This is a genomic window from Paraburkholderia sp. RL17-373-BIF-A (assembly GCF_046030175.1).
Lineage (GTDB): Bacteria > Pseudomonadota > Gammaproteobacteria > Burkholderiales > Burkholderiaceae > Paraburkholderia.
This window is the reverse complement of record NZ_JARESO010000017.1, coordinates 44,429-65,891: the sequence shown is the minus strand read 5'-3', so window position 1 is coordinate 65,891 and position 21,463 is coordinate 44,429. Positions and strand designations below refer to the sequence as shown.

Genomic DNA, 21,463 nt, shown 5'->3' with positions numbered 1-21,463 from the left:
CCCCTCGTCCACGCGCGTTACTGACGTCCGTAGGTGTCGTCGAAACGCACGATGTCGTCTTCGCCGAGATACGAACCGGACTGGACCTCGATCATTTCGAGCGGCATCTTGCCCGGATTCTCGAGACGGTGGGTGACACCCAGCGGAATATAGGCCGATTCGTTTTCGGAGACGATAAAGCGCTCTTCACCGCGCGTGACGAGCGCCGTGCCGCGCACGACGATCCAATGTTCGGCGCGGTGATGATGCATTTGCAGCGAGAGCCGCGCACCCGGTTTCACCACGATCCGTTTGACCTGGAAGCGCTCGCCGGTGTCGACGGAATCGTAGTTGCCCCACGGGCGATGCACCTTGCGATGGTTGGCCGCCTCCAGCCCACCGTCGTTGCGAATCCGGCCCACGATCTTCTTGACGTCCTGCACGCGCGACTTGTCGGCGACCAGAATGGCGTCGGCCGTTTCCACTACCACGAGATCGTGCGTGCCCACGCAGGCAATCAGGCGTCCTTCCGAATGCGCGAAGGTCGAGGCCGCGCCTTCGAACATCACGCGCCCACGGCCCACGTTCTGATCGGCGTCCTTATCCGAGATGTCCCAGATCGCGTCCCACGAACCGACGTCGGACCAGCCGGCCTGCAACGGCACGACCACGCCCGAGGCCGCGCTTTGATCGTTGCCGAGTTGCTCCATCACCGCGTAGTCGATCGAATTCGACGGCGATGCGCTGAACGCGTCGCGTTGCAGCCGGAAGAAGTCGCCGTCCGCCTTGCCGCCCGCGAAGGCCGCATCGCAGGCTTCGTAAATGGCAGGCTGGAAATGGCGGATCGCCTTCAGCCAGGTCGACGCGCGCATGATGAAGATGCCGCTATTCCACCAGTACTCCTTCGATTCGATATATCGCTGCGCGAGCTCCAGATGCGGCTTCTCGACGAAGCGATCGAGTTTGTGCGCGCCGACCTTGCCGGTCACTTCCGCGTCGGCGTCCTGCGTGTCGTTAGTCGTGCCAAGCGCCGCGCCAATGCGAATGTAGCCGTAGCCCGTTTCCGCGCGCGTCGGCACAATACCCATCGTGACGATATGACCGGCCGCCGCATGCTGCACGCCGGCGGCCACGGCCGCGTGAAAGCCGTCGATGTCGGTGACCGCGTGATCGGCGGGCATCACGACCATGATGCCGTCTTCGTCCTGCGCGGCGACCGAGAGGGCGGCCACCGTGAGTGCCGGCGCCGTGTCGCGGCCGGCGGGTTCGAGAATCAGCCGGGTCGGCTTGCCGCTCGTGCGCAATTGCTCGGCGGTGGTGAAGCGCTGTTCTTCATTGGCCACCACGACGAGTTGCTCGGTGAGCGGATAGCCGGCCTCGAGTCCCTCGAGACGGCGCGTGGTGGATTGCAGCAGCGAATCGTCGCCGAGCAGGCCGATCAACTGTTTCGGATGCTGTTCGCGCGACATCGGCCACAACCGCGTGCCGGAGCCGCCCGCCAGAATCACGGGATGAACCTTGAGCTTGACGTTCAGGGACTTGACTTGCGTGGACCGGGTGTCGGCGGGCGTGGCCGTGACCGGAGCTGTCATGATGGACTCCTCGAGGCTGGGTGAATGCGTCGAGTTTTATCACGAACTCAGGAATCAATAAAAGCGCGTTAAATAGAAACTATATAAAACGCCTAATAAATTTCTCCATTTCGTGAAGAAAAAATGTCCCGATAATTTTTTAAAAAGAAAAATTACGCGAAAAAAATCGCCGGCTATTTTTTTATCGCCGTTCATGCCGCAGAATGATGACGGAAGGCGCGGCGTAAGCTTCGTAGGAAAACACTCGGAAAGTACGAGATTGGCTTACATCAAGGCTTGCAGGATGCCTGTCAAACGCAGAATCCGGTAACAATTGCCGAACAAAATTCAGAAAAAATGCCGAAACATTGACCGATACAATTTGAGATTTTTTGCGGTCTTGCAGTGGGAATTTTAATATCGCTTTATCTATACCTGTACAAGGGTATTCACTCATTCCGACACAGGTTTCCCAATCCGGCTGTTCAGGCAGTTTTTCGGGCGGGAAACAGAAGGGCAATTAGCACCGGTTCAAACAGTTACGCGTCGCGCATGGATTTGCATGACGCGGTTACCGGCGTTGTGCGTCCCGTCGCCGGACTGGATTTCAACCAACCAACGGATGGCACTTGACTGACGAACTGAGGGGCAGCGCATGCTGAGCGTTCTATCGAGAATCATCGACATCGCCATGGTCGCGCTCGGCGCCGCCATCGCGACGGCCGTTCACAGCGGGAAAGTCGTGTGGCTGGACGATATGCAAAGCGTCTCGCTCGCATTCGACTGCCTGCTGGTGGTGGTGTTTTTCCCTGCGCTCGGGATCTATCAGTCGTGGCGCGGCAAGCCGCTGTACGACCTGCTGTGCCGCGTGGCGGGCGGCTGGCTGCTGGTGGAAGTCACCGGCGTGCTGATCAGCTTCAGCCTGCACCGCTCGGACAGCCTGTCGCGGCTGTGGCTCGTCTATTGGGCCGTGGCCACGATCGTGCTGCTGATCGTCACCAAGGTGATCGTCTATTCGATTCTGCGCGGACTGCGCCGCGAAGGCTTCAATCAGCGCGCGGTGGCGATCGTCGGCGGCGCGCCGTATGGGCGCTTTCTGATTCAGCAGATGCGCAGCCGTCCGGACGCGGGCTTCTCGCCGGTCGTGGTGTTCGATGAAGACAGCACGATCAATCACTACGAAGACCCGGATGCGGGCGAGGTGATCGAAGGCGTGCCGGTCGAGCGCGACTATCAGCGCATGCTGCATCTCGTGCGCCAGCGTGCGATCCGCGAGCTGTGGCTGGCGCTGCCGATCTCGAAGGAGAAAGCGATCCATCGCTTCGTGATGGATCTGCGCAACGACTTCGTGAACATCCGCTTCATTCCGGACGTGCGCAGCCTGACGCTCTTCAATCAGCCGATGGTCGATCTGCTCGGCGTGCCGGCGATCAACCTGGCCGCCTCGCCGATCACCGATCTGCGCGTGCTGCCCAAGCGCGTGTTCGATCGTCTGTTCGCGCTGGCCGCGTTGACCGCGCTCGCACCGGTGATGCTGGTGATCGCCGCCGCGGTGAAGCTGAACTCGCCGGGCCCCGTGTTCTTCCGGCAAAAGCGCAAAGGCATCGACGGCAATCAGTTCGAGATCTACAAGTTCCGCTCGATGAAGATGCACAAGGAAGAGCACGGCAAGATCACTCAGGCTACGCGGCGCGATCCGCGCATCACCGCGGTCGGCGCGTTCCTGCGGCGCACCAGTCTCGACGAGCTGCCGCAGTTCATCAACGTGTTGCGCGGCGAGATGTCGGTGGTTGGCCCGCGTCCGCATGCGCTCGAACACGACGACATCTACAAGGATCTGGTGAAGGGCTACATGCACCGTTACCGGATCAAGCCGGGCATCACCGGGTGGGCGCAGATCAACGGCTATCGCGGCGAAACCGACCGCATCGAAAAGATGATGGGCCGCGTCAAGCTCGATCTGTACTACATGCAGCACTGGACCTTCTGGCTCGACATCAAGATCGTCGTGCTGACGCTGTGGAAAGGCTTCGTCGGCAGCAACGCTTACTAAGCTCCTTTCCCAATCAACTCAATTCTGCGAGGTGTAATACATGAACCTGACGATCATCGGTAGTGGCTACGTAGGCCTCGTGACGGGCGCATGTCTGGCCGACATTGGCCACGATGTGTTCTGTCTCGACGTCGATCAGCGCAAGATCGACGTGCTCAACAACGGCGGCGTGCCGATCCATGAACCGGGTCTGCAGGAGATCATCGCGCGCAATCGCAAGGCCGGCCGCCTGAAGTTCTCGACCGACGTCGAAGCCGCGGTCGCGCATGGCGATATCCAGTTCATCGCGGTCGGCACGCCGTCCGACGAGGACGGTTCCGCCGACCTGCAATACGTGCTCGCCGCCGCGCGCAACATCGGCCGCCATATGACGGGCTTCAAGGTGATCGTCGACAAATCGACGGTGCCGGTCGGCACGGCCTCGCGCGTGCGCGAAGTGATCGCCGCCGAACTCGCCGAACGCAATGCCGCGCACATGTTCTCGGTGGTGTCGAATCCCGAATTCCTGAAAGAAGGCGCGGCGGTGGAAGACTTCACGCGGCCCGATCGCATCGTGCTTGGTTGCGACGAGGACGTGCCGGGCGAGAAAGCGCGCGACCTGATGAAGCGCCTCTACGCGCCGTTCAACCGCAATCGCGAACGCACGCTGTATATGGACGTGCGCTCGGCCGAATTCACCAAGTACGCGGCCAACGCGATGCTCGCCACGCGCATTTCGTACATGAACGAACTCGCGAATCTGGCCGACCGCGTCGGCGCGGATATCGAGGCCGTGCGTCGCGGCATCGGTTCCGATCCGCGCATCGGCTACGACTTCCTGTATGCCGGTTGCGGCTACGGCGGCTCGTGCTTCCCGAAGGACGTGCAGGCGCTGATCCGCACGGCCGCCGATCACAAGGCGAATCTGCGCATTCTCGAAGCGGTCGAAGCGGTCAACGACACGCAGAAGAAAGTGCTCGCGAACAAGATCGTCGCGCGGCTGGGCGAAGACCTGTCGGACCGCACCTTCGGCGTATGGGGCCTTGCCTTCAAGCCGAACACCGACGACATGCGCGAAGCGCCGAGCCGTCCGCTGATCGCCGAGCTGCTGCGCCGCGGCGCGCGCGTGAAAGCGTACGACCCGGTCGCGATCGACGAATCGAAGCGCGTGTTCGCGCTGGACCTGAAGGACGTGCCGCAACAGCACGCGCGGCTCGAGTTCGTGAAGGAAGAGATGGAAGCCGCCGAAGGCGCCGACGCGTTGGTGATCCTCACCGAGTGGAAGGCGTTCAAGAGCCCGGACTTCGACTCGCTCAAGCGGATCCTCAAGACGCCGCTGATTTTCGACGGCCGCAACCTGTACGAACCGGACGCGCTGCTCGAGCTCGGTATCGAGTATCACGCGATCGGCCGTCAGCACGCGCTGCGCATCGCGCCTGCGAAGGTCGGCACGAACGGCTTGCCGCTCGCGCAGGAAGAAACGGCGGACGCAGCCGAAGCCGGCCGCTGATCCGCTGCCAACGCATCGACAAGCCGTTATCACGGAGCCCGCCATGTTCGCCAACGTTCTGATCGTCTGCCACGCAAACGTCTGCCGTTCGCCCGCCGCCGAAATGCTGTTCAAGGCCCGGCAGGGCGCGGCGTCGCGTTCGCAGGCGGCGCCGATCGCGTTTCATTCGGCGGGCATCCGGGCCGTGAACGGCCACGGCATGGACCCGGTCATGCAACGCCTGCTCGCCGAGCAGGGCGTTGCCTCGGGCATCCACTACTCGCGGCGTCTTGACCGGCAACTCGTGCGCGACGCCGATCTGGTGCTGGTCACCGAGCGCGCGCAGGTGAGCGACGTCGAAGCGCTCGATCCGGCCTCGCGCGGCAAGGTCTATCCGCTCGGCAAGTGGGAAGCGGATTCCGACGTCGCCGATCCGCACGGCGGTGCGGAAACCGCTTATAGGGAGAGTCTCGTGCTCATCGAACATCTGGTCATGGGATGGCTGAAGAAAATATGCTGATGAAAAAACTCACTGCACACTCATTCGCGAACGGCAAGTCGACGCATTTCAACTCGAAACTTGCCGCCACGCTTTTGCTGACGTCCTTTCTGTCGGCCTGCGCCACCGCACCTGGCAATTACCTCGATACATCCCGTCTGAAAGACGACGGCCAGCACGACAGCCAGCCCGCCGAAACCTATCCGGTCCATGTGATCGATGCCGCCGTCGTGACCGCGCAGGCGCAAGCCGCCGCCGCGAAGACCCAGGTGCTGCCGACCTCGACCCTGAGCGACCCGTCGCAGTACGTGTACCGGCTCTCGCCGCAGGACATTCTCGGCATCACCGTGTGGGACCACCCTGAATTGACCACCCCGCAGGGCAGCACGCTGTCGGCGGGCGGCAACACCACGCAGTCGATCGGCGGCGCCTTGCAGCAGCCGTACACGGCAGCGCTGCCGGGCCAGGCCGATCCCTACGGCCAGACCATCGCGGCCGACGGCACGATCTTTTTCCCGTTCGTCGGCCGTATTCGGGCCGCCGGCAAAACCGTCGGCGAGTTGCGCGATCAGTTGAGCTCCGGCCTCGTGCGCTATATCCGCAATCCGCAGGTCGACGTGCGCGTGCTGTCGTACCGCGGCCAGAAGGTGCAGGTGACCGGCGAAGTGAAGACGCCGGGCCCGCTCGCGGTGAGCGACGTGCCGCTCACGCTGGTCGACGCGATCACGCGCTCGGGCGGCACGAACGCGGACGCCGACATTCAGCGCGTACGTCTCACGCGCAACAACAAACTCTACGTACTCGACGCCGACCGCATGCTCGATCGCGGCGACACCACGCAGAACGTGATGCTGCAAAACGGCGACGTGATCAACGTGCCGGACCGCACCGACAGCCGCGTCTTCGTGATGGGTGAAGTGAAAACGCCGATCCAGTTGCCGATCATCAAGGGCCGGATGACGATCGCCGATGCGCTGACGCAAGGCGGCGGCATTCTCGACACCGACGCCAATCCGCGCCAGATCTTCGTGATGCGCGGCATGAAGGATCACCCGACCACGCCGGACGTGTACCGCCTCGACATGACGCAGCCGGACGCCATCATGCTGTCCTCGCAGTTCCAGTTGCAGCCGCTGGATGTCGTGTATGTGGGCACCGCCGCGTCGACCACCTTCAACCGTGTGTTGCAGCAGGTGTTGCCGAGTGTGCAGACGTTGTTCTACCTGAAGCAGCTGACGCGTTGATCATCTGAACCGCAGTCTGAGCCGTCGTCAGGCCCGCGCCGCGCCGTCCGTAAAGGACGCGGCGCGGGACCGAAGCAAACACCGCTGTAACCGATACGGGATCGAATTGTGAGCAACCAAATCTCTCCACACATGGCCGGTCCGATCAAGACCGAAGAAGAGGACGTCGTCCTCGGACAACTGGTGCAGGTGATCCTCGACGACATCTGGTGGCTCATCGCCATCGCCGCGGTGATCGTCGGGATCGCCGGCGCCTATTGTTTTCTCGCCAAGCCGATCTATTCGGCGGATGCGCATGTGCGGGTCGAGCAATCCGACAACACGTCGCAGGCGCTCACGCAGACGCAGACCGGTGCGGCCATCACCACCGGCTCGACCTCGCTGCCGACCGACGCCGAGATCGAAATCATCAAGAGCCGCGGCGTGGTCGGCCCGGTCGTGCAGCAACTGAAGCTGAACTTCAGCGTCACGCCGAAGACGCTGCCGCTTCTGGGCAGCATCGCCGCGCGCATGGCGACGCCGGGTCAGCCGGCGCGTCCGTGGCTGGGTCTGTCGTCGTACGCATGGGGCGGTGAAGAGGCCGACGTCGATTCGATCGACGTGATCCCCGCGCTGGAAGGTCAGAAGCTAACCATGAAGGTGATCGACGACCAGCACTACAGCCTGTATGCGCAGAACGGTTCGCTGCTGCTGCGCGGTCTCGTCGGCCAGCAGGAGCAGGGCGGCGGCGTGACCATCATGGTCAATAAACTGGTGGCGCGGCCGGGCGAGGAATTCACGGTGATGCGCGCCAACGACCTCGACGCGATCTCCGCGTTCCAGTCGGCCATCACGGTGCAGGAGCAAGGCAAGCAGACCGGCGTGATCCAGATCTCGCTGGAAGACAAGAGCCCTGAGCATGCCGCGCTGGTCGCCAACGCGCTCGCACAGTCGTATGTGCGCCAGCACGTGCTGAACAAGCAGGCCGACGCCAGCAAGATGCTCGACTTCCTGAAGAGCGAGGAGCCGCGCCTGAAGTCCGATCTCGAGCGCGCCGAAGCCGCCCTGACCGCGTATCAACGCCAGTCCGGCTCGATCAACGCGAGCGACGAGGCCAAGGTCTACCTCGAAGGCAGCGTGCAGTACGAGCAGCAGATCGCCGGCTTGCGTCTGCAGATGGCGCAGCTCACCGAGCGCTACGGCGACGACCATCCGATGCTGGTGGCCGCGCGTGAGCAGATGGCCGAATTACAGGCGCAGCGCACCAAATACGCCGACCGCTTCCGCGATCTGCCGGCCACCGAAGTGAAGGCCGTGCAGTTGCAGCGCGACGCCAAGGTGGCGGAAGACATCTACGTGCTGCTGCTTAACCGCGTGCAGGAGTTGTCGGTGCAGAAGGCCGGCACCGGCGGCAACGTGCATATCGTCGACGCCGCGCTGCGTCCGGGCGTGCCGGTCAAGCCGAAGAAGGCGCTGATCCTGTCGGCGGCGGTGATTCTCGGGCTGATCGCGGGCACCGGCTTCGTGTTCCTGCGCCGCAATATGTTCAAGGGCATCGACGACCCCGATCACATCGAGCGCGCGTTCCATCTGCCGGTGTTCGGCCTCGTGCCGCTCTCCGCGGAACAGGGCGTGCTCGAAGCCAGCTTCCTGCGCGGCGGCGAGCGTCTGCGCTCGGTGCTGGCGAATGCGCGGCCCAAGGACGTCACGGTCGAAAGCCTGCGCAGCCTGCGCACCTCCATGCAGTTCACGCTGCTGGACGCGAAGAACCGCATCGTCATGCTGACCGGCCCGATGGCGGGCGTCGGCAAGAGCTTCCTGACGGTCAATCTGGCGGTGCTGCTCGCGAACTCGGGCAAGCGTGTGCTGATGATCGACGGCGACATGCGCCGCGGTGTGCTCGAACGCTATCTGGGCGGTGCGCCGGATAACGGCCTGTCCGAATTGCTGAGCGGCCAGATCTCGCTGGAAGAAGCGATCCGCAGCTCGCAGGTCGACGGCCTGAGCTTCATCTCGTGCGGCCGCCGTCCGCCGAATCCGTCGGAACTACTTATGTCGCCGCGTCTGCCGCAGTACCTCGAAGGCCTCGCCAAGCGCTACGACGTGATCATGATCGACACGCCGCCGGTGCTGGCCGTGACCGATGCGTCGATCATCGGCGCGTATGCCGGATCGACCTTCTTCGTGATGCGCTCGGGCGTGCACAGCGAAGGCGAAATCAACGATGCGTTGAAGCGTCTGCGCGCGGCCGGCGTGCACGTGCAGGGCGGCATTTTCAACGGCATGCCGGCCCGCTCGCGCGGCGGCTACGACCGTGGCTACGCGGCGGTTCAGGAATACCTGAGCACCTGAGCCCGGAGGTTTGCGGATGCATTCCGAACCTCGCGCAACGACGACTAAAAAGGACATCACGATGAAAGTGACGGTACTGGTTCCGACTTACCGCCGCCCGGCCGATCTGGCGCGCTGCCTCGCGGCGCTGCAACGGCAGTCGCGGCTGCCTGACGAAGTGGTGGTGGTGGCGCGCGCCGACGACGAAGCGACCCACGCGTGCCTGCGCGATCCGGCCGTGCCGGGCGCGCTGCCGCTCTCGGTGGCGCTGGTCGAAGCGCCCGGCCAGGTCGCGGCTCTGAATCGCGGTCTGGACGCCGCGCGCGGCGACGTGATCGCGATCACCGACGACGACGCCGCGCCGCACGCCGACTGGGTCGAACGCATTGCGGCCGCGTTCGCCGGCGACGCGCGCCTCGGCGCGCTCGGCGGACGCGACTGGGTGCACGAGAAAGGCCGCGTGCTGGACGGCGAGCGGCCGCTGGTGGGCAAGGTCACGGCGCACGGCAAGATCATCGGCAATCATCATCTGGGCGTTGGCGGCGCGCGCGAAGTCGACATTCTGAAGGGCGCGAATATGAGCTACCGCCGCGAGGCGGTGCGCACCATCCGCTTCGACGCGCGCCTGCGCGGCGCCGGCGCGCAGGTCCACAACGACATGGCGTTCAGCCTCGCTGTGAGAAACGCCGGCTGGAAGCTGATGTACGACCCGCGCGTGGCGGTCGATCACTTTCCCGCCGAGCGTTTCGACGACGACCGGCGCGACGCGCAAACCATGGCGGCCTTGCGTAACGCCGCCTTCAACTTCCATCTGATCCTGCGCGACCAGTTGCCGCCGCTGCACCGCGAAACCGCCTGGTGGTGGTGGACGCTGGTCGGCACGCGCGTTTATCCGGGGCTCACGCACGCGGCGCTCGCGCTGCTCTCGAAGCAAGCCGGCCTGAAGCTGACGCGCTGGCGCGCCGTGCGCAGCGGCGCGCACGAGGCGCGTCGCGCGCTGTCACGCGCCGCGTGATCGCTCTGGCTCGCACCACGTCCCGCACGTTCGCGCATCGGCGCACGGCCCGCGTCAGGGCCGCCGATGCCCCTTTCCACCGGCAGAGCGGAGTGTCTGCATGAGTACGAAAGTTCACGTTCATCTGTTTTACGGCGCCGACCCGCGCTTTTATCGACAGGGCGACGACATTGGTTGTCTGTATGGCTATCACCACGCGGAATCCGACGCGTTCAAGCTCACCTATTCGCAGGATGCCCGCGAAGGCAAGCCGGTGCGCCTGCTGCGCCGCGCGCTGAAGGCGGCGCTCGGATTCGACTTCATCCATACGTGGCGCAACCGCGCCGAGATGCTGCGCTCGGACGTGATCTGGACGCACACGGAACAGGAATGGCTCTCCGCGGCCCTCATGCTGCTGCTGAGCGGCCGCAAGGCGGGCGCCGACGCCTCGCCCTTGCTGCTCGCGCAAAGCGTGTGGCTGCTCGATAAATGGCCTTCCTACGGCATTCTGCGCAGCTGGCTGTATCGCAAGCTGATCGCGCGCGCCGATCAGCTCACCACGCTCGCCAGCGAAAACGCCGAGCTGTGCCGGCGCTATTTCGATCGCGACGCCAAACCGCTGCTCTATGGCCTGAACACGCGCGACTTTCCGGTCAAGACACCGGCCGAATGGGCACCGCACACACCGATCCGCATCGCCGCGATCGGCAACGACCGCGACCGCGATTGGGAGACGCTCATCAAGGCGTTCGGCAACGACGCCCGCTACACGGTAAAGCTCGCGACACGTCGCCGGATTCCCGCGTCGCTGCGCGCGCCGAATGTCGAGATCGCACTGTTCTCCGGCATCAAGAAGCAACACGAACTGTACGAATGGGCCGACGTGATCGTCGTGCCGTTGCGGCCGAATTCGCACGCCTCGGGCATCACCGTGATGCTCGAAGCAGCGGCGGTCGGCAAGCCGATGGTGGTCACGAATGTCGGCGCGTTGCAGGATTATTTTCCGGCGGGCGAGGCGTCCTATATCCCGCCGTTCAATCCACAGGCATTGCGTGAAGCGGTCGACCAGCTCGCCGCCGCGCCGCTGGACGCGCTGCGCCAGGCGCAAGCGGCCGCCGCCGGCCTGCTGTCGCGCGACCTGACCACGCAGCACTACGCGATGCAGCACGTGCGGATCACGCAGGAGATGCTGCGCGCGCGCGCCTCGTCACGCGTGCGCTCGGCGGCCGGCATGACGACGGCGGCGGGCGTGTCCGACGCTGAGCGGCCGGCGCGGCAGTCGCGCGGAGGTCTCTGAACGATGTCGACGATTGCGCGAAGCGCCGATAGCGTGAACGGCACCGGACGGGCGCCGTCCCGCGGCCGCAAGGAATGGCTGCCGGAGGCTTTGCTGTGGTTCGTCACGACGCTGCTGATCGGCGCGCATCAGGGCACGGTGCTCACGCTCGCGTTTCCGATGCTCGCGATCCTCACGGGCCTGTGGCTCTATTTCAAGAGCCCGGCGCGCTATATCGGCTTCATGTGGTGGCTGTGGTTCCTGAGCCCGGAAGTGCGGCGTCTGGCCGACTGGTCCAAGGGTTCGTTCACGCCGACCAGCCTGATCCAGGTCGCGCCGCTCGCGGTCACGATGATCAGCGCGCTGTCGCTCCTGCGCTACTACAAACTGCTGGCGCAACGGCGCGGCCTGCCGGTGCTGCTGATCCTGCTCGGGCTCATCTATGCGTTCCTCGTGGGCGTGATGTCGAGCGGGCCGCTCGCGGCCACTTACGACCTGGCGAACTGGCTGTATCCGATCCTGATCGGCTTTCACATCATGGCGAACACGCGCCAGTATCCGCAGTACCGCGACACCATCGTCAACACGTTCATCTGGGGCATGCTGGTGATGGGCGGCTACGGTCTGGTGCAGTTCTTCATCATGCCGCAGTGGGACGCGCTGTGGATGCTCGGCTCGCAGATGAACTCGCAAGGCGACCCGGTGCCGATGGGCGTGCGCGTGTTCAGCACGATGAACTCGTCGGGACCGTTCGCCTTCGCGATGATGGGCGCGATGGTGTTCGTCATGGCGGCCACGCACCGGGTGCGCTGGGTCGCGGCGGCGCTGGGTTTTTTCGCATTCGCGCTGAGCCTCGTGCGCTCGACGTGGGGCGGCTGGGTCATCGCGTTGCTGATTCAGCTCGTCAAATCGAACAACAAGGTGCGGGTGCGCATCGTCGCCAGCGCGGTGCTGTTGGCGGGGCTGTGCGTGCCGCTGCTGGCGGTCGGTCCGGTGGCCGAGCGGATGCAGGCGCGTCTCACGACTATCGTCAACCTGAACGACGACCAGAGCTACGCCGCCCGTAACGAGTTCTACGCGACCTTCGCTAAAACGGCCTTCACCGACGTGTCGGGCGAAGGCATGGGCGCCACCGGCACCTCCACCAAGCTCTCGAACGACGGCGGCCAACTCGGCCAGTACGGCAACTTCGACAGCGGCGTGATGAACATTCCGTTCGTGCTCGGCTGGCCCGGCACGCTGCTCTATATGTCCGGAATCATCTGGCTCGTGACGCGCGCGGTGCTCGCGTCGTTCAAGCTGCGCAACGACAAATTCGTGTCCGCCTGCATGAGCCTGAGCCTCGCGACTTTCGCGATGCTGGTGTTCACCAATTCGCTGGTCGGCACGGGCGGACTGCTGCTTTTCATGGGTGTTTTTTCGATCCTTTCCGCGGTTCATTACGAAAAGATAAACCGCAGACGCACGCTATTTCTCCACGGAGGCACTGATTGAGAGTCGCCATTGTCACGCACGTTGTGCGCCATAACGACGGCCAGGGGCGCGTCAACCACGAGATCGCGCGCGCGGCCCTCGACGAGAACATCGGCGTCACGCTGGTCGCCTCGCACGTCGCGCCGGATCTGCTCGCGCATCCGAACGTCCGCTGGGTGCCGATGAAAATCGGCCGCTGGTGGCCGACCAATCTGCTGCGCCAGCAGGTGTTCGCGTTCAAGAGCGCGATGTGGCTGCGCGCGCATCGCCGCGAATACGACGTGCTGCACGTGAACGGCTTCATCACGTGGATGCCCGCCGACGTCAACACCTCGCACTTCGTGCATAGCGGCTGGTTCGGCAGCAAGTACTATCCGTTCGGGCTCACCAAGGGCGTGTGGTCCGCCTATCAGTCGGTCTATACGCGCTGCAATGCGCTGCTCGAACGCTGGGCCTACCGGCGTTCGAAGGTGATCACGGCCGTGTCGCAAAAGGTCGCCGACGAGATTCACGCGATCGGTCTCACGCCCGATAACCGTGTCGATGTGATCTACAACGGCGTGGATACGCAAGGCTTCGCCGCGGCTACGGGCGACCGGGAGAAATTCGGCCTGCCGAAGGACGCGTTTTTGCTGCTGTTCGTGGGCGACCTGCGCACACCGCGCAAGAACCTCGGCACCGTGCTCGCCGCGCTCAAGTATCTGCCCGAGCACGTGCAGATGGCGGTGGCGGGCTTCCTGCCGGGCAGTCCGTATCCGGAAGAGGCGAAGGCGCTCGGCATTGCGCATCGCGTGCATTTTCTCGGTCTCGTGAAGGAGATGCCGGTGCTGATGCATTCGGTCGACGCCTTCGTGTTTCCGTCGCGCTATGAAGCGATGAGCCTGTCGCTGCTCGAAGCGATGGCGGCGGGCTTGCCGGTGGTCACGGCGCGCACCGCGGGCGGCGCTGAAATCATCACGCCGGAATGCGGCATCGTGCTCGACGATCCGGACGATCCCAAGGCGCTGGCGCGCGCGGTCGCACGCCTCGCCGACAACCACGTCGAGCGCCGCGCGATGGGCGTCGCCGCCAACGAACTCGCGACCGGCTTCGGCTGGGCGCGCATGGCCGCGCAATACATCGCGCTGTATCGCCAACTCGCGGGACAGCAGAAGCATCGCCGGCAAAGCGAGGCGGAAGCGGCAGCGGTCGCCAAGACCGACGCGTTGACGCTGAACACGCTGGCCGGCCAGAAGAGCGCGGAATGACGTTGCGGGGTTCATTAGCCCAGCTGGCGCGTTCATCGCTCAACCATCACAACTCTCAAAACGCACAGGGGTCACAACCATGACGACGAGTTCTATCAAATCGCTGCAGATCGGGATGCACTGGTTCCCCGAGCGCGCGGGCGGCCTCGACCGCATGTACTACTCGCTGGTCGGCGCGCTGCCGGGCGCGGGCGTCGCGGTGCGCGGCGTAGTGGCCGGCTCGCCCAAAGTGGCCGCCGACACCGGCGGCGCGATCAACGGCTTCGGCTCCGCCGCGCAATCGCTGCCTTTGCGGCTGATGGCGGCGCGCCGCGCACTGCGCCAGGAAATCAGCACGTCGCGTCCCGACGTGATTTCCTCGCACTTCGCGCTTTACACCTTTCCTGGCCTCGACGTGACGCGCGGCATTCCGCAAGTTTCGCACTTTCAGGGGCCGTGGGCCGACGAGAGTCACGTGGAAGGCGCCGATTCGCTCGGCCAGCGCGCCAAGCGCTATCTGGAACAATCGGTCTATGCGCGCTCGTCGCGGCTGATCGTGCTGTCCGAGGCGTTCGGCAAGATTCTGACCTCGCGCTATCGCATCGCGCCGGACCGTGTGCGCGTGGTGCCCGGGTGCGTCGATGTCGAGCAGTTCAATCTGCCGATCTCGCCCGCCGAGGCGCGTCTGAAGCTGCAATTGCCGCAAGACCGGCCGATCGTGCTGGCGGTGCGGCGTCTGGTGCGTCGCATGGGTCTCGAGGATCTGATCGATGCGGTGAAGCTGCTCAAGCGCAGCTCGCCCGATGTGTTGCTGCTGATCGCCGGCAAAGGGCGGCTCGAGGGCGAACTGCAGGCGCGCATCACCGAGGCGGGTCTGGAGGACAACGTGAAGCTGCTGGGTTTCGTGCCCGACCAGCATCTGGCGGCGCTGTACCGCGCGGCGAATATCAGCGTCGTGCCGACGGTGGCGCTGGAAGGCTTTGGCCTTATCACGGTCGAGTCGCTGGCCTCGGGTACGCCGGTACTGGTCACGCCCGTGGGCGGCTTGCCTGAGGCGGTGGCGGGTTTGTCGCCGAATCTGGTGCTGCCGGAGACGGGCGCGAAAGCCATCGCGGATGGACTCGCGGGCGCGCTCAACGGCACGCTGAAATTGCCCGATGCCGATGCATGCCGCCGCTATGCGCGCGAGAACTTCGATAACTCGGTGATCGCGAAGCGGGTGGCTTCGGTGTATAGCGAGGCGATTGCGGCGCGTGGGGTGCACTGAGCCAGACGTGAACTACGCTCGTGGCACGATGAAATAAAAAAGACGCGGAGCCTCGATCATCAGGATCAGGCTCCGCGTCTTTTTTTGCATGGAAGATACGCGACCGTGGCCGCGCATCTTCGTTGGGGATCAGAACGTCTCGTGATGCTCGTTGCGTCCGAGATCCGCATGAACCATCATGTGGCACAACTGCTCCAGCGTGGTTTCCGGCTTCCAGCCGAGTTTTTCGTGAGCCTTGTCGGCGCAGCCGATCAGCAGGTCCACTTCGGCCGGGCGATAGAACTTCGGATTCACGCGCACCAGCGTCTTGCCGGTGGCGACGTCGATACCGGATTCGCGCTCTTCCTTGCCCGACCATTCGAGCTGATAGCCCGCTGCCGAAAACGCCATACGCACGAAATCTCGGACCGTTTCGGTGCGGCCGGTGGCGAGCACGAAGGTGTCCGGTTCGTCGGCTTGCAGCATGCGCCACATGCCTTCCACGTATTCGAGCGCGAAGCCCCAGTCGCGCTTGGCGCTCAGGTTGCCGAGTTCGAGCACGTCCTGCTTGCCGAGCTTGATCTTGGCGACGGTGTCGGTGATCTTGCGGGTGACGAATTCGCGGCCACGCAGCGGCGATTCGTGATTGAACAGAATCCCGCTGCTCGCAAAGAGGCCATACGACTCGCGATAGTTGATGGTCGACCAGTGCGCGAACAGCTTGGCGACGCCATACGGGCTGCGCGGATAGAAGGGCGTGTCCTCGCGTTGCGGAACGGCCTGCACGAGGCCGAACATTTCCGACGTCGACGCCTGGTAGTAGCGCGTCTTCGGATTCAGGATACGGATGCCTTCCAGCAGATTCAATGCGCCGATGCCGGTCACTTCGGCGGTGGTCACCGGCTGGTCGAACGAGACGCCCACGAAGCTTTGCGCGGCGAGGTTGTACAGCTCATCGGCTTGCGCGCCTTCGAGCAGGCGCAGCGTCGAGCCGAGGTCGGTCAGATCGTGTTCGACCAGACGCAGATTCGGATGATCGAGCACGCCGAGCTCACGCATGCGCCAGAAATTGACGGAACTCGTGCGCCGGTAAGTGCCGGTCACGATATAGCCCTTGTCGAGCAGCAGTTTGGTCAGATAGGCGCCGTCCTGTCCGGATACGCCGGTGATGATCGCTTTGCGTGGTTGGCTCATAGCTTGCCTTCGAGATTGTTAAAAGAGAAAAAGAAAAAGCAGTCGCGCCGGCTAGGGCGCATTTCATCGGCACACTCGGAAGCGCATCTCAGAAGCACGTTTCGCAAGCATCAAAAAGCACCCAATGCACCCAATGCACGAAACGCACTTGAAAAAGCGTTTCAGGGCGTGCCGTCCAACAGCCGCCGCACCAACGGTTCGACGACCTGAAAATCCTGTTCGGCCTTCAGCCGGTACAAATCCGGCTTGGGATGCGCGCCGTCGGACATCAGCGTCTTCCAGTCCGGCAGACTGCTGATGTAGGCGAACTGGTCGACGAGCGGGATCTGCTGCTCGGCGGCCACGCGGCGCGTCATGGCGACCATCGTCGCGAGCCGCGCGTTGAGCCGGTTGTCGGGCATCGGGTTCGCGGTCTGCAGAACCGGCTGCTTGCCGAGCGCGCGAGCGGTTTTCACGAGCGTCGTTTCGGCTGTGTAGAACTGCTCCGGCGTCTGGTTCTGCATCACTTCGTTGATGCCGTAGTTGATCAGCACGATCTGCGCGGGCGAGGCGGCGAGCCGTTCCCGCCACGGCAACCCGGCCGTCGGGCCGGCGCGGCGAATGCCCGTGCCGTCGCGCAGCTGCGTCGCCATCGTGTTGCCCACGCCGTAGTTCGTGACCAGCACCCGTTCGCCGTGCCGCGCCTGCAATTCATCCTGCAGGTACGCCACGGCGTTCTGCGCCTGCGGACCGCAATGGCCGCCGCTGCAGGTAATGCCGAGCGTCGTCGAGTCGCCGTAGGCCTCGATCAGCACTTGCGATCGCGGGCCCGGCGCCGCGGCGAACGCGGCGGATGCGATGAGCGATGCCGCGGCGCATGCGCTTGCAGCGAGCCGTGCACGGCGCTTCATCCACTTCATGCGCGGCTTTGCGGCGCTTGCGGCGCGGTGCTGACGCCGCCGCCATTGGCGGCCTGCGTCGGCGCATGCGCGTTGCCCGCCGAGCCGAAAATCAGGCGCTTCTCGAACGCGAACCACGTGACGGTGGCGTAGACGAGCGTGATCGCTAGCGCGAGCGCGGCGGTCACGAAGCGGTTTAGATGCAGCGGCCACAGCGCGTACAGCACGCTCAGGTGAATCAGATAAATCGTGTAGCTGATGGTGCCGATATAAACCAGCACGGGATTGCACAGCAGCCGTTTGACGATGCCCTTGCTTTGCAGGGCGATGACCACGACGGAAGTACAAAGCACCAACGAAACGCTGTAGAGCCCGGCGTTCGAGAGCGGCGTATTGGCCGCGCGAAAGCGGGGAAAGTGCAGATGCAGCCACGCGAGTACCGCTAGCGCCGCGACCAATCCCAGCACGGCGACGCCTTTGTAAGGCTCGAGCGCATTACGGTCACGCCGCACGGCCACCGCGAGTAGCGCGCCGGCTGCGAGCAGGTCCATGCGGAACGGCGTCAGGTAATAGATCGGCCAGAACGAATCGAACCAAGGCGTGGCCACCGCGCGCAGCACGGGCACCAGCAGGATCAACGCGGCGGCCACGTAGCCGAGCACGCGCTCGGGCACGAGCAGGATCACGAACGGCCAGACAATGTAGAACTGCTCTTCGACGGCGAGCGACCACAGCACGTTCAGGCTGTCGTGACCGCTCTGATTGAGCGCGTCGCCGATATTGGTCGCGAAGAACGCGTACCACTGCCAGTGCTGCGCCCAGCCTAGGCCGAACAGAATCGACGACACCACCATCAGCAGCACGTACGGCGGCAGGATGCGGCGCGCGCGGCGTGCGTAGAAATAGCCGAAATACGACTGCTGACGCGCTTTGCGCTCGAGCAGGATGCCGGTAATCAGAAAGCCGCTCAAAACAAAAAACAGATCGACGCCCATCCACAGCGGCGCTTTCAACGCGTGCTGCGCGAACACGGCGAGCACGGCGATGGCGCGCAAGCCGTCGAGCTGCACGATGCGGCGGGAGTGGGAAGGCGCTAAGGGCAGTGCGCTGGCAGTCATGAACCGTCCATGGTGTGAAGCAGATGGGCCGGGCGAAGGATCGCGCGAGGGTTCCGGGGAACAGGCGCGCTCGCTTCGCATCGCAACGGAAGTGCAATCGATTCTAGGGAAAATAAAATCGTGAAAAAACGGGAATGAATTGGATAAATGAATCAGATTGCAACAGGGTGTTTCGTTATCCATTCGCAATGGATTTTTATGCTTGTGTCGAACGGATGACGGGATATGTAATAAGTGCGGATCGCGTTGCTGCGCATCGGTAAGGATGGGTGCCGAGGGGAGCGTGCGGATGCGCGCTGTAGTTGATTTCGTTTTAATCCATTTTTAATGGTTTTCTTTCACAACGCTTAAGGCGTCGAATATTTTTGAATTATTTTCGATTTTCGTCGCGGTGTTTTTTCCGCGTAATGTGAGCCGTGCGGATTGGGTGGCCAAGGACGGCGCGTGGGCTGCGCGCTTTGCTTGCTGCCGGGCCCCCGGACTTGCGGCGGCCGTCCCGTCGACGACGCTCGGCCCGTGCCCCGTTCCGCACGAATCTGTCTCATGTCCTTGCACGGCTTCTAGCGGTTTGCATCACGAGATCGGCCGCGATTCGTAGCGTCATTTCATTGAGTTGTGTTTCCGCGCGAGCCTTATTGCCCGCGCGCGGCACTGATTGGAGGAAATACCTTTGCCCCGTTTCACGTTCAAAAGCTGGCTCGCTGTCTTTGCGTGTGCCGTCGGACTGGCTGCGGGATCGGCCAGTTTCACGGCTCATGCGGAAACCGCGTTGAACGCGAAAACGTCGTGGATCGGCAATACCTTCGGTTTCGGCGACGGCACCTGGGCGCAGATCAACATCACCGCGATTGCGGTGGCGCCGGACGGCAAGGTCTATACGAACGCGCCGTGGGACGAAAGCGGCGCTGAAGCGAGCGTCTATCAGAACGGCAAGATGCTCGGCTTCGCGGGCGGCACGCATGGCTGGGGCAACGGCGGCGGCAACGCGGTCGCGGTGAATCGCAAGTACGCGTTCGTTGCGATCGCGGTCGGCAACGAGAAGGGGCGCCTCGTCGAGCAGGGCGTGTGGCCCGAAAAGGGCAAGCAATGGTTCGGCATCTCGCGCCGGCAGATCGCCGATCCGAAACGCGCCGCGCCGTTCCAGCCCGCCGCGAAAAGCGCCGACCCGCACGCGCAACTGGCGGCCGGCTTCCTGATGATGAACGAAGTGCCGACCGGCACGAGCGCCGAGATCGGCGGCCTCGCGGCGAACGACACCACGTTGTTTGCGGCGAACACCGCGCGCGATCGTATCGAGGTGTACGACGCGGAATCGATGCAGCAGAAAACCACCTGGAGCGTGCATGAGCCGGGCCGACTCGCGCTGGCGCCGGACGGCACGCTGTGGGTGTTGAGCGGCACGCGCAACGACCGTGAGCCGCATGTCGAGCACTACACAGCCGCGGGCAAACGCATCGACGAAAACTTCACGCTGCCTGCCGGAACGATCGCGGTGGATATCGCGGTCGATGCACAAGGCCGCATCCTGATCGCGGATAACGGTCCGCGTCAGCAGGTGCTGTATTTCAGCAAGAACAACGGCCGTTATGCCGAGTCGGGTTCGCTCGGCGAGCGCGGCGGCATTTTCAGCGGCGTCGCCGGCAAGCCGGGCCCGCAGCGTTTCAACGGCCTGACCGGCGTGGGCGTGGATGCGCGCGGCAACGTGTACGTGTCGACCAACGGGATTGGTCCGCGTTACGAGCCGATCGGCGCGGGTCTCGGAGCGACGCTCGAAAGCTATGCGCCCGACGGCAAGCAGAACTGGCAGGTGCAGGGGCTGCTGTTCGTCGACAGCGCGTGGATCGATCCGTCGCGGCCAGACAGCGTCTATACGGGTAATAAGCGCTTCGAACTCGATCTGTCGAAGCCCGCGGGACAGGACTGGAAATACGCGGGCTTTCTGTCGAACCGCTTCAGGTATCCGGACGATCCGGTGTTTCACACCGATCAGTATCCGGGTCTGCCGATCGCCCGCAAACTGAAGGGCCGCACTTTCCTGTATCTCACGGACATGTACGCGGACCATCTGAAGATCTATCGCTTCGACTCGCAGCACGACGGCGAAACGGCGATTCCTTCCGGCTTTATCGCGGGACGCGAGCGCGCGGTGGCCAAGGTGCCGAATGCGCCGCCGGGCGGCGACTGGATCTGGCGCGATGCGAACGGCGACGGCAAGTTCAACACCGATGAATTCACGCTCAATACGAGCGGCACGAAGCTCGCGGGCGGCTGGGGCTGGTGGGTCGACACCGCCGGCGACATCTGGCGCACGCGCGATACCAAGGGCATCTATCGCTTCCGTTTCGGCGGGCTGGATGCGAAGGGCAATCCGGTCTACTCGTATTCGAACATGACGCAGTACCCAGTGCCGCAACCGTTCACGGAATTGCACCGTGCGATTTACGACCCCGACACCGACACGATGTACGTAACGGGCTACACGCCCGACACGCCGGTCGATCGCGGCTTCTGGAAAGAAGTGGGCCGCGTGCTGGTGCGCTACGACAAATGGTCTAGCGGCAATCCGGTGCAGCGCTATGCGATCACGCTGCCGTGGCAGACGCAGAGCAAACCCATCGCCACCATCATCGGCCTCACGGTCGAAGGCCAATACATTTTCGGCGTCGAGCCGGTTGGCGCGGTGCACGTGTGGGACAAGGAAAGCGGCAAGGAGATCGGCGTGATCCGGCCAGGCCCGGAAGTGGGCGGCGCGTCGGGCTGGGTCGATGTGCCGAACGGCATCAGCGCCGCGAAGCGCGCCAATGGCGAGTACCTCGTGTTCGTCGAGGAAGACGCGCGCGGCAAAGTGATGATGTACCGCTGGAAACCGTGACGGCGCTCAGCGCTTCGCAGGTAATCAGCCATCCCAGGTAATGCAGTCAACTCAAGGCATCC

The 21,463-nt window shown here is 63.8% G+C and carries 15 protein-coding genes; 11 read left to right on the top strand and 4 right to left on the bottom strand.

What is annotated here, in order from left to right:
• Nucleotides 1-17: 17 nt before the first annotated feature.
• The gene (locus tag P0D80_RS21660; protein ID WP_408286639.1) at nucleotides 18-1,571 is read right to left on the bottom strand and encodes a mannose-1-phosphate guanylyltransferase/mannose-6-phosphate isomerase; all 1,554 of its coding nucleotides are present in this window, start codon (nucleotides 1,569-1,571) and stop codon (nucleotides 18-20) included.
• Between the two features lie 634 nt (nucleotides 1,572-2,205).
• On the opposite strand from P0D80_RS21660, the gene P0D80_RS21655 reads away from it, so the two are divergent.
• From P0D80_RS21655 to P0D80_RS21610, 10 genes are all read left to right on the top strand, one after another.
• A complete protein-coding gene (locus P0D80_RS21655; protein ID WP_132374653.1) occupies nucleotides 2,206-3,603 on the top strand; it encodes an undecaprenyl-phosphate glucose phosphotransferase in 1,398 nt (465 codons plus the stop codon).
• Between the two features lie 40 nt (nucleotides 3,604-3,643).
• Nucleotides 3,644-5,092, top strand: coding sequence for a UDP-glucose dehydrogenase family protein (locus P0D80_RS21650; protein ID WP_408175428.1), 1,449 nt, complete (start codon nucleotides 3,644-3,646; stop codon nucleotides 5,090-5,092).
• Between the two features lie 43 nt (nucleotides 5,093-5,135).
• Nucleotides 5,136-5,591 (top strand): arsenate reductase/protein-tyrosine-phosphatase family protein, encoded by a 456-nt coding sequence (locus P0D80_RS21645; protein ID WP_132374651.1) that lies wholly within the window; start codon nucleotides 5,136-5,138, stop codon nucleotides 5,589-5,591.
• The gene (locus tag P0D80_RS21640; protein WP_408175787.1) at nucleotides 5,585-6,814 is read left to right on the top strand and encodes a polysaccharide biosynthesis/export family protein; all 1,230 of its coding nucleotides are present in this window, start codon (nucleotides 5,585-5,587) and stop codon (nucleotides 6,812-6,814) included. Before P0D80_RS21645 ends, P0D80_RS21640 begins: the two co-directional genes overlap by 7 nt.
• A gap of 132 nt (nucleotides 6,815-6,946) precedes the next feature.
• On the top strand, nucleotides 6,947-9,145 hold the full coding sequence (locus tag P0D80_RS21635) for a polysaccharide biosynthesis tyrosine autokinase (protein WP_132376906.1): 2,199 nt from the start codon (nucleotides 6,947-6,949) through the stop codon (nucleotides 9,143-9,145).
• Between the two features lie 61 nt (nucleotides 9,146-9,206).
• Complete coding sequence (locus P0D80_RS21630) at nucleotides 9,207-10,139, top strand: glycosyltransferase family 2 protein (RefSeq protein WP_408286636.1); 933 nt, start codon at nucleotides 9,207-9,209, stop codon at nucleotides 10,137-10,139.
• Nucleotides 10,140-10,239: 100 nt separating this feature from the next.
• Complete coding sequence (locus P0D80_RS21625) at nucleotides 10,240-11,415, top strand: glycosyltransferase (RefSeq protein WP_408175425.1); 1,176 nt, start codon at nucleotides 10,240-10,242, stop codon at nucleotides 11,413-11,415.
• 3 nt (nucleotides 11,416-11,418) lie between these two features.
• A complete protein-coding gene (locus P0D80_RS21620) occupies nucleotides 11,419-12,888 on the top strand; it encodes a glucose-6-phosphate isomerase (RefSeq protein ID WP_132374647.1) in 1,470 nt (489 codons plus the stop codon).
• On the top strand, nucleotides 12,885-14,114 hold the full coding sequence (locus P0D80_RS21615; RefSeq protein ID WP_408175424.1) for a glycosyltransferase family 4 protein: 1,230 nt from the start codon (nucleotides 12,885-12,887) through the stop codon (nucleotides 14,112-14,114). Before P0D80_RS21620 ends, P0D80_RS21615 begins: the two co-directional genes overlap by 4 nt.
• Before the next feature lie 79 nt (nucleotides 14,115-14,193).
• Nucleotides 14,194-15,360, top strand: coding sequence for a glycosyltransferase family 4 protein (locus tag P0D80_RS21610; RefSeq protein WP_408175422.1), 1,167 nt, complete (start codon nucleotides 14,194-14,196; stop codon nucleotides 15,358-15,360).
• Nucleotides 15,361-15,489: 129 nt separating this feature from the next.
• Here the strand turns inward: P0D80_RS21610 and gmd are convergent, their stop codons facing one another.
• The 3 genes from gmd to P0D80_RS21595 form a co-directional block, all read right to left on the bottom strand.
• On the bottom strand, nucleotides 15,490-16,533 hold the full coding sequence (gene gmd / locus P0D80_RS21605) for a GDP-mannose 4,6-dehydratase (RefSeq protein ID WP_408286633.1): 1,044 nt from the start codon (nucleotides 16,531-16,533) through the stop codon (nucleotides 15,490-15,492).
• A gap of 161 nt (nucleotides 16,534-16,694) precedes the next feature.
• Complete coding sequence (locus P0D80_RS21600; protein ID WP_408175786.1) at nucleotides 16,695-17,423, bottom strand: SGNH/GDSL hydrolase family protein; 729 nt, start codon at nucleotides 17,421-17,423, stop codon at nucleotides 16,695-16,697.
• Nucleotides 17,424-17,428: 5 nt separating this feature from the next.
• Nucleotides 17,429-18,529, bottom strand: a complete 1,101-nt coding sequence (locus P0D80_RS21595) for an acyltransferase family protein (protein ID WP_408175420.1) — start codon at nucleotides 18,527-18,529, stop codon at nucleotides 17,429-17,431.
• Nucleotides 18,530-19,199: 670 nt separating this feature from the next.
• Here P0D80_RS21595 and P0D80_RS21590 point away from each other — a divergent pair.
• Nucleotides 19,200-21,401, top strand: a complete 2,202-nt coding sequence (locus tag P0D80_RS21590) for an NHL repeat-containing protein (protein ID WP_408286632.1) — start codon at nucleotides 19,200-19,202, stop codon at nucleotides 21,399-21,401.
• The last annotated feature ends 62 nt before the right edge of the window (nucleotides 21,402-21,463 follow it).